Genomic DNA, 12,967 nt, shown 5'->3' on the forward strand with positions numbered 1-12,967 from the left:
CTTTGCGTAGCAGAGAGGGGCAGGGGTGAGTCAACTATATAAGCGATATAAGACGCTATCCCGGAAGCGCCATCCTCACAAAATGAGACAGTAAGACAATCACGATAAGTCACACCAATTCTTATATTCACTAATTCACTCACTCACTAATTCACTAATTAAAGACTGATATCACCTCGCCACCACCGTTATACTCTGTGTAGTATGCGCGCTAAAATACCCTAAAGTTGCAGGTGTGATATTAGTAGGTGGATTAGAGGGGGCTACCGCGCCGCCCGGATTATCTCCTTGCTGTTGCTCCAGCGTAAACCAATAGGTGTATATAGGGCGGTCGATATTTTGCATTTCTACTCTTACCGTATCGCCGGGATAAATGTCTGTCTCGGTTTGCTGCAGATCGAGCGTTACATGTTTGCCATCAATAAACTGATCGTCGAAAGCAAAAACGGTATTTACCTGCACATCGTTTACATACATCACAAACCGGTATTGGTTTTTTATGCCCGCCGGATCGTTAAAGTAAACGGTCATCATCCTTTTGTTGTCATGTTTATCAAGGATATTGTTTGAAGTCGCTATCGAGTCCATCGCCACGTATTGCGGCATTACTGAGCGGCCCTTATAAGTTTGCCCACCTGTATTAACAGTTAACAAGTAAGTGTGCCCGTATATCCCTAATCCTTTTTGAACGGAATAGGTCCCTGCCGGGCCTTCTGTCATATCGAAATAACGATTGGCAGTACTGTCGTAAATAGTAACGGTAGCCCCGGTTACAGGCGGATAAGTATTGGTGCCGGTAAAAGGTACATTGCGGCTCAGCTTTACATATTGTGGGTCGGGTTCATCCGTAATATTACCCTCGATCACCAGTTTGCCGCTATCATTTCCCAAATCAAGCTTGATCACCTTTTTGCATGATATCGCCACTATTGCTATAAGCAATAAACCTGTGTAATATTTAAGTCTCGTCAATCTCATGCCTCAAAATTTAAAGTTCCAGGTTACAGATGGTATCATGGTTGCAAAAATGCTGGTCTCCACAGCTTCGGTTGTGTTTGGTATGGTTTTGCTATCGCGGAAGGTAATCGTGTATGGATTGCGGTGAGCATATACATTATATATGCCAAATGTCCAGCTCGAATGATATTTCTTATGTTCTTTGCCTTCTAAAGTAGCGCCGATATCGAGCCTGTTGTTGGATGGCATGCGATAGCCATTGCGTTGTGAATAAGAGTAGGTGGTTAAACCGCCAACATTATACTTGCCGGTAGGATAGGTAACCGCATTGCCGGTACCATAAACAAAATCAGCCGAGAATGACCAGCGTTTGCTATATTGATAAATACCGACAACAGAAATATCGTGGGTGCGATCTTGCGTTGCGGGATAATATTGATCATTATTAATTCCGGGGAATTTGCGTTCGGTGCGGGAAAGCGTATAACCTATCCAGCCATTAAACTTTCCATATTTCTTTTTCAGGAAAAGCTCCAGACCGTACGAACGGCCCGTGCCATAAACCAATTGCGATTCTACACCTTGATTTACCAGCAATTGTGCGCCGTCCTTATAGTCGATCTGGTTTTGCAGCCATTTATAATACACCTCGGCTGAGAGCTCATAATTATTATCCTGAAAGTTTTTAAACCATCCGGTAGAAAGTTGATCAGCAATTTCAGGCTTAATGTTATTGCTGCTCATTACGTACAAGTCGGTAGGGGTGTTGCTGGTTGAATTGGTGAGCAAGTGAATATTCTGCGTATTACGGTTATAAGAAAACTTGAGCGAATTGGCATCATCCAAAGTATAACTTGCCGAAAAGCGCGGCTCAAGATTAGTATAGCTCCTCACTAATTGGCCGGATGTATAGGTTTTAGAACTGGTAACATTTCCATCTGCATCGTAAGTACTAAAAGTACCCGGCCCCAACAGGAAGAAGCTGCTCAGGCGTAAACCATAAAGGAAAGTCAGGTGATTATTGGCTTTCCATTCATCGCTGATATAAGCGGCGGTTTCATAACCATAGCGGTCTTCCACATGGATATTATTAAAGCTGGACGATGGTGGTGCGGTAATATCTCCCGGAGCGATGGTGTGGTGTAAAATGTTCACCCCAAATTTGACAGTGTGGTTATCACCCATTGAATAGGAAAGATCCTCTTTCAGGTTAACATCAGTAATTTTAGATGTCGCCTTAAATCCTTCGTTATTCAAAAAGCTTTGAACCACATAATTATAGTTGCTGAAAACGAGCGAAGTATTAGAAAACAACCTGCTATTGAATAAATGATTAAAACGGATTGTACCTGTAGAGTTACCCCAGTTAGTGCCGAATGTATTTTTAAGAGACAGCACATCCTTGCCAAAATATCCCGACAGGTAAATAGCGTTCTTATCATCAAAATGATAATTGGCCTTAGTGTTTACATCATAAAAATAGATAGAACTACCCCGGATAACTGAATCGGATGAGGCCTTTAGAAAGAAATCGATATACGTACGACGCGCGCTCACCATAAAAGAGCCTTTGTCTTTAACTAATGGTCCCTCTACTTTAATACGTGAGGAAATCAGCCCCAACCCACCTTGCACTGTGTAATCCTGGTTATTGCCTTCATTCATTTTAATGTCGAGAACAGATGAAAGTCGGCCACCAAATTCTGCAGGCATGCCACCTTTATAAAGACTCACATCCTTAATTGCATCAGAATTAAAAGTAGAGAAGAATCCAAAAAAGTGTGAAGCATTATATACAGTAGCCTCGTCCAGCAGGATCAAATTCTGATCAGCTCCACCACCACGAACATAGAATCCTGTGTTACCCTCACCGGATGACTTAACACCCGGTAATAATGAAAGTGTTTTCAAAATATCTTTCTCTCCAAGCAATACAGGCACCTGGTTGATCTGCGCCATATTCAGCTTTTCGACGCCCATTTGGGGCGAGGCGATATTATCATTATTAGGCCCGTTGGCACGGATGACTACTTCCTTCAGATCACTTTTGACTTGCAACGGTACGTTTACTTCCTGGTTTTGGTGCAGGGATACTTTTTGCTCTACAGGTTCATAGCCGGTGTAAGTATATAATAAAGTATAGTCACCCTCAGGCGCGTAGATCGAATAAAATCCGTAGCTATTGGTGACTGTGCCGCTTTGTGGTAATTCCTTAATGCGGACGGTAGCGCCGATAAGTTGCTCGCCGGTAGCGCCATCCTTAATTGTACCACTGATGGAGTATTTCTTTTGGCCGAAACAAGTAAGAGATAGACTAAGAAATAGAAGAAATAGTAACGTTTTGGCCATTAAGGTAGATTTGCCGCTAAAATAATTGTAATAGTGATACCATTCACTAAAAATTTAGATGATAAATGTTAAATAATGTTACGAGGGCATTAAAAAACTGGGATAGTGGGATAAAATAGTAGCAAAGTTGACTCACCCGGTCATTGCTATGCTCGACCATCCTCTCTATGGCAAGCCATAAAGAGGGGATTTATTTTTCTTTTAAAAACCCCTCTTTGCGCAGCAGAGAGGGGCAGGGGTGAGTCAACTATGCGAGCGATATGTAACCACCATGCAAGTCGCCCTTTATGCCGCCTGCCTTGCACCGTACACTAGTAAATTATAAAAGGTTGTTGCTATGCATGCATAGTAAATGTTTTTGTTTAAATTGCGGCATATATTATATACCTCTATGGATAGTACCTATAAAATTGATACCGGCTTTGATTTTTCTGTTTCTGAAAACCAGCAGATGGTGGGACAAATGGCTAAGGATTTTGCTGAAAAACATATCAAGCCGCACGTAATGGAATGGGACGAAGAACAGCATTTTCCGCGTGAACTATTTAACCAGTTGGGCGAACTGGGCATGCTCAGTGTGTTTGTTCCTGAAGAATATGGTGGCTCGGGCTTTGGTTATTTTGAATATGTAACCGTTATTCAGGAGATCGCCAAAGTATGTGGTTCGATAGGGTTGTCGGTTGCAGCGCATAATTCATTGTGTACAGGGCATATCCTCAACTTTGCTAATGAAAAGCAAAAGAAAAAATGGCTGCCCAGACTCGCTACCGGCGAATGGCTGGGTGCCTGGGGACTCACGGAAGCTAACACTGGCTCGGATGCTATGCGGATGAGTACAACTGCGGTATTGGAGGGCGATCATTATATTATTAATGGTGCAAAAAACTGGATCACGCATGGGAAGTCGAGTGGTGTAGCAGTAGTAATGGCGAGAACAGGCGAGAAGGGCGACTCAAAAGGTATATCTGCATTTGTGGTGGAGCGTGGAACACCAGGTTTCAATGCAGGCAAAAAGGAAAACAAACTGGGCATGCGTGCTTCGGAAACTACCGAAATGATATTCGATAATTGCCGCGTCTCAAAGGAAAACTTGTTAGGGAATGAAGGCGAAGGCTTTAAGCAAGCGATGAAAGTATTGGATGGAGGCCGCATATCTATCGCTGCTTTATCATTGGGCATAGCAAAAGGTGCTTTTGAGGCAGCAGTGGCTTATTCAAAAGAGCGTCATCAATTCGGTCAGCCGATAAGTAACTTCCAGGGGATATCATTCAAGCTTGCTGATATGGCTACACAGATAGAAGCAGCTGAAATGCTATTAATGCAGGCCGCTGATCTGAAAAATCGCCATCAACCTGTAACCAAGCTGGCTGCGATGGCTAAATACTATGCGTCGGAAGTTGCGGTTAAAGTAGCGACTGAAGCTGTGCAGATATTCGGAGGCTATGGCTATACCAAAGATTTTCCTGTTGAGAAATACTACCGCGATGCCAAGCTATGCACCATAGGCGAGGGAACATCGGAGATACAGAAGATTGTGATTGCGAGGGAAGCGTTGAGAGGGTAGTTGATTGGTTAGGTGGTTGCTTAGGTTTAAGCATATTGAGATTGACAAAGAAAAGTTATATTGTCAAACCTAAAAAATCACAAATATGATGCGATTGACGATACTCATATTAGCAATGGTCACATCCCATTTAGCTAAAGCTGAATACATAAATAAATTAGACACAGCTAATAGGGGTAATAGTATAAAAAAGTTTAATATTGACAGCTTTAAAAAAAACAAACAACTTAAAATTCATACTCATAGCCTTGCTGACGGTACAAAAATATACGCCGACACCGAGTATTATGAAAATTTAAGTAAGTCCCGAAGCCCATATCGTATATTCAATGAGTATTATTCAAACTTAGTCTTAAAGTCCACTGAAAAAACTTTCTATGACATCCGATATGGTAAGTATTATGAATATGATGAAAATGGAAAACTTATAAAGGAAATTGATGAGGATCTTCCTTATAAATTTACTATTGAGGACTTAGTTCATAAAATGTTAATGGATTTCAAAATTGATCTTAGAATTGTTAAATCAGGCGTCCGTATCCGCCGTTATGTTCATCGCGATACGAAATTGCCCAAGTATGAGATTAATCAACATCTGTCAGGTACTTCGAAATATCGCATAATAACTCTGGACGGCAAAACAGGAAAGGTTTTATCAGATCACATCGTGGAAAGTGTAGACGATTAAATAATATTAGTTTGTCGTTGGTGTTAGCCCCACGTCACTCCAGTATAGTCCTTAGAATAGTGATAAACTCAATAATAACCCAATCAACCACTTAACTCAATCAACCAATCAACTATTTAACAAATTCATTTTCAAATTAAAAACAAATCCCTTACCTTTGTCGTCCCACGAAAGGAGGTATATAAGGGAATATGATCATTATCAATGTTAAAGAAGGCGAATCATTAGATAAAGCGCTTAAACGTTTTAAGAAGAAATTTGAAAAGACCGGTGTTTTAAGAGAACTTCGTAGTCGCCAGGCTTTCGAAAAGAAATCTGTTACCCGCAGGCACGTTGTTAAACATGCCATATACAAACAAGGCTTGAACCAGGAAACTGTGTAATTCTTGTCAAAAGAATTTTCAGTTTTTTTGAATATATATTAAAACTATTTGTACATTCAATTCTCCGTGTGTACAGATAGTTTTTATGTTTTTAGAGCGGTTTATACAATATATTAAGTTTGAAAAACGGTATTCTCCGCATACAGTCTCCGCTTACCAGTCAGACCTCGATCAATTTTTTAAATTCCTCAACGAGCCTGAGCAAACTGTAAATCATCCTGCCGAAATTACTTATCAGCATATCCGCAATTGGATGGTGCATCTGATGGGCGAGATGACCGCAAGGTCCGTTAATCGCAAAATAGCGACACTTAGGAAATACTTTAAATTCCTGCTTCGTGAGGGATTGATCACTGATAACCCTACTTCCAAAATTCAATCGCCAAAAAATGTAAAACATCTGCCCGTTGTGGTGGAAGACGAAAAGCTGAACGCCATGCTAAACAGTGATGAAGTGTTTAGCGACGACTTTGAAGGCACCCGCGATAAATTGGTGCTCGAAATACTTTTTGGCACCGGTATCCGTCTTGCCGAACTGGTGGGTTTAAAGGAACAGAACATCAATATTTACGATGGTACTATAAAGGTGTTAGGCAAGCGCAATAAGGAACGTATTGTGCCAATCAATCACGAGTTGAAAGTGCTGTTGGAACGGTATACCGAGTTAAAGAAAAATCAAAATTTCCATAACAATTCTCTAACTTTAATCGTTACAAACAAAGGATCGGATGTGTATCCAAAGTTTATCTATTTAATAGTGCATAAATACCTCTCATACATATCAACTCAGAATAAAAGAAGTCCACACGTGCTGAGGCACACATTTGCAACGAGCCTGCTAAACCGGGGAGCCGATTTAAATGCTATAAAGGAGCTCCTGGGCCATGCAAATCTCAGCGCCACCCAGGTTTATACACACAACTCAGTTGAGCGATTAAAATCTATTTACAAACTAGCCCATCCAAAGGCATAACCAAGGAGGAAAAATGAAAATTACAGTGCAGTCTATCCGTTTTGATGCAGACAAGAAATTGTTAGATTTTATTCAGAAGAAAGCCAACAAGTTAGATCAGTTTTTTGACAGGATCATTAATGGCGAAGTTTATTTAAGATTAGAAAACACCGAAGATGTAGCAAATAAAATAACGGAGATAAAACTGACGTTACCGGGCACGCAGTTATTCGCAAAAGAGCAGTGTAAGTCATTTGAAGAAGGCACAGACCTGGCGGTTGAATGCCTCAAGAAACAAATAGAAAAACATAAACAAAAGAAATCCATAGCAGCCGACGCAACAAAAAAGGCTGTTTTACAAGCCTCGGAAGAGGAATATGATTGAAACTCAGCATTAAAAAAATGCAGAAATCGGCGGGTTTTAAGCCCGCCGATTTTTTTTTGTAAAATTATTTTGCCCGGGTTAAAAAATGTGTAAATTTGCAATCCCTTTCGGAGAGGTGTGCATCGCGCAAAATCTTAATGAAAAGGATGGTTCTTTAAAATGTAAATTTGAAGTCTTTAATTTAAGCAGGTGGCTTTCAATGTTATTTGAAAGTTTACAGCAGCGATTAAGACAACACCATCACTTTAACTCAGCTGACGGATCCTTTAAAAAGGGAACGCCGGGGGCGAAAAAAAAGTAGATACAAAAGCCTCCTTAGCTCAGCTGGTAGAGCAACTGACTTGTAATCAGTAGGTCATTGGTTCGATCCCGATAGGAGGCTCTGTTTATTCAATGAATGAATTATTGAATTAGTGAATGTGTGAGTATAAAAATTCACTCATTCGCTAACTCGCTCATTCACTAAATAAACAAATGGGGAGATACCAGAGCGGTCAAATGGGACGGACTGTAAATCCGTTGCTTCGGCTACGAAGGTTCGAATCCTTCTCTCCCCACTTTTTTTGAATGAGTGAATTTTTGAATTAGTGAATGAGTGATTGACATAAAGTTGATTGCAAAATTCAATGATTCACTAACTCACTCATTCACTAATTAAAACGCGGAAGTAGCTCAGTTGGTAGAGCGATAGCCTTCCAAGCTATAGGTCGCGAGTTCGAACCTCGTCTTCCGCTCAGATTGGTTCATTAGTTGATTTGTTCAATTGTTTATTAGTAACCAAAGCGCTAAGACAAATGAACTGATGAACAAGTGAACTAATGAGCTAAAAAAATAAGCCGACGTAGCTCAGGGGTAGAGCACTTCCTTGGTAAGGAAGAGGTCATGGGTTCAAATCCCATTGTTGGCTCGGCGTATAAATACGACAATTAAAAATAAAATTAACCTACAAAAGTTTATAAATCATGGCAAAAGAAAAATTTGACCGCAGTAAGCCGCACTTAAACATCGGTACAATCGGTCACGTTGACCACGGTAAAACAACCCTCACCGCAGCTATTACCAAAGTATTGGCTGATAAAGGTTTATCTGAGGCTCGTTCTTTCGATTCAATCGACTCAGCTCCTGAAGAAAAAGAGCGTGGTATCACTATCAACACTGCGCACGTTGAGTATTCAACTGCAAATCGTCACTATGCTCACGTTGACTGCCCGGGACACGCTGACTATGTAAAGAACATGGTTACTGGTGCTGCTCAGATGGACGGTGCGATTATAGTGGTTGCTGCTACTGATGGTCCTATGCCTCAAACCCGTGAACACATCCTGTTAGCTCGTCAGGTAGGTGTACCTGCGCTTGTTGTTTTCATGAACAAAGTTGACATGGTTGATGATCCGGAACTGTTAGAATTAGTTGAAATGGAAGTTCGTGAATTATTATCATTCTACGAATTCCCTGGCGATGATATTCCTGTAATCCAGGGTTCAGCTTTAGGTGGCTTGAACGGTGACCCTAAATGGGTTGAAAAGATCATGGAATTGATGGAAGCTGTAGATAGCTACATTCCAATCCCTCCACGTCTGACCGATCTTCCATTCCTGATGCCGGTTGAAGACGTATTCTCAATCACTGGTCGTGGTACTGTTGCTACCGGTCGTATTGAGCGTGGTGTAATTAACTCTGGTGATGCTGTAGACATCCTGGGTATGGGTGCTGAGAACTTGAAATCAACTGTAACCGGTGTTGAAATGTTCCGCAAGATCCTTGATCGCGGTGAAGCTGGTGACAACGTAGGTTTATTGTTACGTGGTATTGAAAAAACTGATATCCGTCGTGGTATGGTTATTTGCAAACCTGGTTCAGTAACTCCTCACACCGATTTCAAAGCAGAAGTTTACGTATTGTCAAAAGCTGAAGGTGGCCGTCACACTCCATTCTTCAATAAATACCGTCCTCAATTCTATTTCCGTACTACTGACGTAACAGGCGAGATCGCTTTGGAACCAGGAGTAGAAATGGTTATGCCAGGTGATAACGTTACCATCACTGTAAAGCTGATCAACGCTATCGCAATGGAAAAAGGCTTACGTTTCGCTATCCGTGAAGGTGGTCGTACCGTAGGTGCAGGTCAGGTAACTGAAATCTTAAAATAATCTACCCTGACCGTCCTTAATTGGGCACAAGGAATAGGTTAATTTCTTTCAAAGTACTTAGCCAGATTTGGCTAAGTACTTTGTTCACAAAAGAGGGGAATAAGAAATTTAAGTATAAACGGGAATAGTTCAATGGTAGAATAGAGGTCTCCAAAACCTTTGATCAGGGTTCGAATCCTTGTTCCCGTGCGTAATAAGTAACAAAAAATGGCTGCAATAACAGAGTATATAAAAGAGTCTTATATAGAGTTAACCGAGAAGGTTACCTGGCCTACCTGGCGCGAGCTTTCAAACAGCGCTATGGTGGTATTAGTGGCCGCGATCCTTATTGCGCTGTTAATATTTGGTATGGACCAACTGATCAATTTTATATTAACTAAGGTTTATACATCACTAGCCTAATTTGTATACGAGATGAGTGAACAATTGAAATGGTATGTGGTAAGGGCTATCAGTGGTAAGGAAAAAAAGGTTAAACAATATATTGATGCCGAAATTAATCGTTTGGGCATCTCGCATTTAGTTCCGCAGGTATTAATACCTACCGAAAAGTATTACCAGATGCGCGACGGTAAGAAGATTGCAAAAGAACGCAATATTCTTCCCGGTTATGTGCTGATGGAAGCTGCCCTTGATGGTGAGCTGGAGCATATTATAAAGAATATCAACAGTGTGATCGGTTTCTTAGGCGATAAGGCCGGTAATGCTATCCCTATGCGTCCGTCTGAAGTGAGCAGGATATTGGGCAAGGTTGACGAGATGACCGCGCAGGGCGAAACAATGAGCGTTCCTTACTATGTAGGCGAAAGCGTGAAGGTGATGGATGGTCCGTTCAACGGTTTCAGCGGTGTGATCGAAGAAGTGAACGAGGAAAAGAAGAAACTGAAAGTAATGGTAAAGATATTCGGGCGCCGTACGCCGCTTGAATTGAATTACATGCAGGTCGAGAAAGAATAATTAGTGAATGACTGATTGAGTGAATTAGTGAATGATCAGTCGGAAACTTTAAAAATATAAATGATGATTATAAAATGGGTGAAATCACTAATTCACTCATTCACTAAATCAATCATTAAACAAGCTTAAATGTTACTTAGCTTCCACTTATAACATTGAGTACTAATTAAAATTAATAAAATGGCAAAAGAAATCGGTGCTATGGTTAAGCTTCAGGTGAAGGGCGGCGCTGCAAATCCATCGCCTCCAATTGGACCTGCTTTAGGTGCAAAAGGGGTGAACATTATGGAATTTTGCAAGCAGTTCAACGCACGTACCCAGGATAAGCCTGGTAAAGTGTTACCTGTAGTGATCACTGTATACGTCGACAAGTCATTTGATTTTATCATCAAAACCCCTCCTGTAGCAATCCAGTTGATGGAAGCATCAGGTATCAAAAGTGGGTCGGCTGAGCCAAACCGTAAAAAGGTAGCCAGTGTAAACTGGAACCAGGTTGAGGCGATAGCCAAAGATAAAATGCCTGATTTGAACGCATTTACAGTAGAATCAGCCATGAAAATGGTGGCAGGTACTGCCAGAAGTATGGGAATTACCGTTACCGGTACAGCTCCCTGGAACAATTAATTTATACAAATCAGTTTAAGACAGTGGCAAGATTAACAAAAAATCAAAAAGCGGCACAGTCCAAAATTGAGGCTAACAAAGCGTATTCATTACAGGATGCGTCATCTTTGGTAAAGGAAATTAACTATACCAAGTTTGATTCATCAGTAGATATTGATGTTCGTTTAGGTGTTGACCCGCGTAAAGCCAATCAAATGGTGCGTGGTATAGCAACCTTACCTCATGGAACTGGTAAAACTGTACGTGTATTAGTGCTTTGCACACCTGACAAAGAGCAGGAAGCAAAGGACGCAGGTGCAGATTTTGTTGGTTTGGACGACTATATTGCCAAGATTGAAGGCGGATGGACTGATGTTGATATTATCATCACTATGCCAAGTGTGATGGCTAAAGTGGGACGTTTGGGCCGTATTTTAGGTCCGCGTAACCTGATGCCAAACCCTAAATCAGGTACTGTAACTACCGAAGTTGGTAAAGCAGTTACTGAGGTTAAAGGTGGTAAGATCGACTTCAAGGTTGACAAAACCGGTATCATCCATGCTTCAATAGGAAAAGTATCTTTCCCTGCTGATAAAATTTATGAGAATGCTTTAGAAGTATTGCAAACTATCTCAAAATTAAAACCGTCAGCAGCTAAAGGAACATATTTCAAGAGTATCCATCTCTCTTCAACTATGTCGCCCGGAATCGAAATTGAAACTAAAACAGTAGCGGGGATCTAATCATGAATAAAGAAGAAAAACACGAGCTTGTTCTTGCCCTTACTGAACAGATGAAAGAGTACGGTAATTTTTATATCACCGATACTTCAAATCTGACGGTTGCAAAAGTAAACGATATCCGTCGCAAATTTTTCGAAAGCGATATCACCATGCAGGTAGCTAAAAATAGCTTGATTAAAAAAGCTATGGAAGCTGTAGGCGGTGATTTCAGCCCGATGTATGACGCATTAAAAGGTTCATCATCAATCCTTTTCTCAAAATCAGCAACTGCTCCGGCAAAGCTGATCAAACAGCTGAGAAAAACTGGTGAAAAACCAATTTTGAAAGCTGCTTATATCGATTCGTCTGTATTTATCGGCGACAAACAGTTGGATACCCTGATCAACCTGAAATCTAAAGAACAGTTGATCGGCGAGATCATCGGATTACTGCAATCACCAGCTAAAAACGTTATTTCTGGTCTGCAATCAGGCGGAAATAAACTGGCAGGAATTGTTAAAACATTACAGGAAAGAGGTTAACGGACGCCCAGAAGTTCCGCATTAAACAACAAAGTATTTAAAGAAAAAGTAAAAATAAAATGGCAGATTTAAAATCATTTGCTGAACAGTTGGTAAACTTAACAGTAAAAGAAGTTAACGAATTAGCTCAGATATTGAAAGACGAGTACGGCATTGAGCCTGCTGCTGCAGCTGTTGCTGTAGCTGCTCCTGCTGCTGGCGGTGGCGATGCTGCTCCTGCTGCTGAGGCTGCTCAAACTGCATTCGACGTTATCCTGAAAGAAGCAGGAGGCGCTAAATTAGCAGTTGTTAAATTAGTAAAAGATCTAACCGGCCTTGGTTTGAAAGAAGCGAAAGATCTTGTTGACGGTGCACCTAAAGAAGTAAAAACTGGTGTATCTAAAGAAGAAGCTGAATCTCTGAAAAAACAATTAGAAGAAGCTGGAGCTGTTGTTGAAGTTAAATAACTTCAACCGGCATAATTAACATAAGACTCCGACCTTTTCGGTCGGGGTCTATTGTCGTTTATATAGTTTAGATATGAGATATTAGATTTGAGATATGAGACAAATAGCACGATGAATATTACTTTATCAGGCAGCAAAATCTCAAATCTCGCATCCCAAATCTCAAATCTGTTAGAACATCTACCGAAAAGTTTGTTATTAAACTAAAATCAAAGTCCCTTGGCAAACAAAAATAATCAAAGAGTAAATTTTGCAACCAGCAGAAAAGT

The 12,967-nt window shown here is 40.8% G+C and carries 14 protein-coding genes and 5 tRNA genes; 17 read left to right on the top strand and 2 right to left on the bottom strand.

The annotated features are described in order from the left end of the window. Positions 1-171: 171 nt before the first annotated feature. Together VIM89_RS22890 and VIM89_RS22895 are read right to left on the bottom strand one after the other, a co-directional pair. Complete coding sequence (locus VIM89_RS22890; RefSeq protein WP_488158521.1) at positions 172-978, bottom strand: DUF4249 domain-containing protein; 807 nt, start codon at positions 976-978, stop codon at positions 172-174. A 3-nt stretch (positions 979-981) separates the two neighbouring features. After that, the gene (locus tag VIM89_RS22895) at positions 982-3,306 is read right to left on the bottom strand and encodes a TonB-dependent receptor (RefSeq protein WP_488158522.1); all 2,325 of its coding nucleotides are present in this window, start codon (positions 3,304-3,306) and stop codon (positions 982-984) included. 391 nt (positions 3,307-3,697) lie between these two features. Here VIM89_RS22895 and VIM89_RS22900 point away from each other — a divergent pair, with 391 nt between their 5' ends. The 17 genes from VIM89_RS22900 to rplL all read left to right on the top strand — a co-directional run bounded on the left by VIM89_RS22900 (position 3,698) and on the right by rplL (position 12,698). Then, entirely contained in the window at positions 3,698-4,870 is a 1,173-nt protein-coding gene (locus VIM89_RS22900; RefSeq protein WP_488158523.1) for an acyl-CoA dehydrogenase, read from the top strand. 85 nt (positions 4,871-4,955) lie between these two features. Further along, complete coding sequence (locus VIM89_RS22905; RefSeq protein ID WP_488158524.1) at positions 4,956-5,558, top strand: hypothetical protein; 603 nt, start codon at positions 4,956-4,958, stop codon at positions 5,556-5,558. 191 nt (positions 5,559-5,749) lie between these two features. Then, positions 5,750-5,941, top strand: coding sequence for a 30S ribosomal protein S21 (rpsU, locus tag VIM89_RS22910; protein WP_488158525.1), 192 nt, complete (start codon positions 5,750-5,752; stop codon positions 5,939-5,941). A gap of 85 nt (positions 5,942-6,026) precedes the next feature. After that, positions 6,027-6,914 carry a tyrosine-type recombinase/integrase gene (locus VIM89_RS22915; protein WP_488158526.1) on the top strand — a complete coding sequence of 296 codons (888 nt, stop codon included), beginning with the start codon at positions 6,027-6,029 and terminating at the stop codon, positions 6,912-6,914. A 13-nt stretch (positions 6,915-6,927) separates the two neighbouring features. Beyond that, a complete protein-coding gene (gene hpf, locus VIM89_RS22920) occupies positions 6,928-7,278 on the top strand; it encodes a ribosome hibernation-promoting factor, HPF/YfiA family (RefSeq protein WP_488158527.1) in 351 nt (116 codons plus the stop codon). A gap of 309 nt (positions 7,279-7,587) precedes the next feature. Then, positions 7,588-7,660: transfer RNA gene (locus tag VIM89_RS22925), tRNA-Thr, on the top strand. A gap of 94 nt (positions 7,661-7,754) precedes the next feature. Next, a tRNA-Tyr gene (locus tag VIM89_RS22930) sits at positions 7,755-7,835 on the top strand. A gap of 104 nt (positions 7,836-7,939) precedes the next feature. Next, positions 7,940-8,012 (top strand) — tRNA-Gly (locus tag VIM89_RS22935). Between the two features lie 101 nt (positions 8,013-8,113). Then, a tRNA-Thr gene (locus VIM89_RS22940) sits at positions 8,114-8,185 on the top strand. Between the two features lie 55 nt (positions 8,186-8,240). Further along, positions 8,241-9,428, top strand: coding sequence for an elongation factor Tu (gene tuf, locus VIM89_RS22945; protein WP_488158528.1), 1,188 nt, complete (start codon positions 8,241-8,243; stop codon positions 9,426-9,428). A 118-nt stretch (positions 9,429-9,546) separates the two neighbouring features. Next, positions 9,547-9,617, top strand: a tRNA-Trp gene (locus tag VIM89_RS22950). An 18-nt stretch (positions 9,618-9,635) separates the two neighbouring features. After that, complete coding sequence (gene secE / locus VIM89_RS22955; protein ID WP_488158529.1) at positions 9,636-9,830, top strand: preprotein translocase subunit SecE; 195 nt, start codon at positions 9,636-9,638, stop codon at positions 9,828-9,830. 12 nt (positions 9,831-9,842) lie between these two features. Further along, positions 9,843-10,385, top strand: coding sequence for a transcription termination/antitermination protein NusG (gene nusG, locus VIM89_RS22960; RefSeq protein WP_488158530.1), 543 nt, complete (start codon positions 9,843-9,845; stop codon positions 10,383-10,385). A 180-nt stretch (positions 10,386-10,565) separates the two neighbouring features. Beyond that, positions 10,566-11,009 (top strand): 50S ribosomal protein L11, encoded by a 444-nt coding sequence (rplK, locus tag VIM89_RS22965; protein WP_302900318.1) that lies wholly within the window; start codon positions 10,566-10,568, stop codon positions 11,007-11,009. A gap of 23 nt (positions 11,010-11,032) precedes the next feature. After that, the gene (rplA, locus tag VIM89_RS22970) at positions 11,033-11,731 is read left to right on the top strand and encodes a 50S ribosomal protein L1 (RefSeq protein ID WP_302900319.1); all 699 of its coding nucleotides are present in this window, start codon (positions 11,033-11,035) and stop codon (positions 11,729-11,731) included. Positions 11,732-11,733: 2 nt separating this feature from the next. Further along, positions 11,734-12,252, top strand: coding sequence for a 50S ribosomal protein L10 (rplJ, locus tag VIM89_RS22975; protein WP_488158531.1), 519 nt, complete (start codon positions 11,734-11,736; stop codon positions 12,250-12,252). A gap of 59 nt (positions 12,253-12,311) precedes the next feature. Next, on the top strand, positions 12,312-12,698 hold the full coding sequence (gene rplL, locus VIM89_RS22980) for a 50S ribosomal protein L7/L12 (RefSeq protein ID WP_488158532.1): 387 nt from the start codon (positions 12,312-12,314) through the stop codon (positions 12,696-12,698). Positions 12,699-12,967 lie beyond the last annotated feature (269 nt).

Origin of the sequence: Mucilaginibacter sp., from assembly GCF_036568825.1 — a bacterium.
Taxonomy (GTDB): Bacteria; Bacteroidota; Bacteroidia; order Sphingobacteriales; family Sphingobacteriaceae; genus Mucilaginibacter.

Bases quoted from the DNA above. Each gene is read 5' to 3' on its own strand.
- VIM89_RS22895 (WP_488158522.1), bottom strand. From the start codon at position 3,306: ATGGCCAAAACGTTACTATTTCTTCTATTTCTTAGTCTATCTCTTACT.
- rplL (WP_488158532.1), top strand. From the start codon at position 12,312: ATGGCAGATTTAAAATCATTTGCTGAACAGTTGGTAAACTTAACAGTA.
- secE (WP_488158529.1), top strand. From the start codon at position 9,636: ATGGCTGCAATAACAGAGTATATAAAAGAGTCTTATATAGAGTTAACC.
- VIM89_RS22900 (WP_488158523.1), top strand. From the start codon at position 3,698: ATGGATAGTACCTATAAAATTGATACCGGCTTTGATTTTTCTGTTTCT.
- rplK (WP_302900318.1), top strand. From the start codon at position 10,566: ATGGCAAAAGAAATCGGTGCTATGGTTAAGCTTCAGGTGAAGGGCGGC.
- tuf (WP_488158528.1), top strand. From the start codon at position 8,241: ATGGCAAAAGAAAAATTTGACCGCAGTAAGCCGCACTTAAACATCGGT.
- rplJ (WP_488158531.1), top strand. From the start codon at position 11,734: ATGAATAAAGAAGAAAAACACGAGCTTGTTCTTGCCCTTACTGAACAG.
- VIM89_RS22905 (WP_488158524.1), top strand. From the start codon at position 4,956: ATGATGCGATTGACGATACTCATATTAGCAATGGTCACATCCCATTTA.
- nusG (WP_488158530.1), top strand. From the start codon at position 9,843: ATGAGTGAACAATTGAAATGGTATGTGGTAAGGGCTATCAGTGGTAAG.
- hpf (WP_488158527.1), top strand. From the start codon at position 6,928: ATGAAAATTACAGTGCAGTCTATCCGTTTTGATGCAGACAAGAAATTG.
- VIM89_RS22915 (WP_488158526.1), top strand. From the start codon at position 6,027: ATGTTTTTAGAGCGGTTTATACAATATATTAAGTTTGAAAAACGGTAT.
- VIM89_RS22890 (WP_488158521.1), bottom strand. From the start codon at position 978: ATGAGATTGACGAGACTTAAATATTACACAGGTTTATTGCTTATAGCA.
- rpsU (WP_488158525.1), top strand. From the start codon at position 5,750: ATGATCATTATCAATGTTAAAGAAGGCGAATCATTAGATAAAGCGCTT.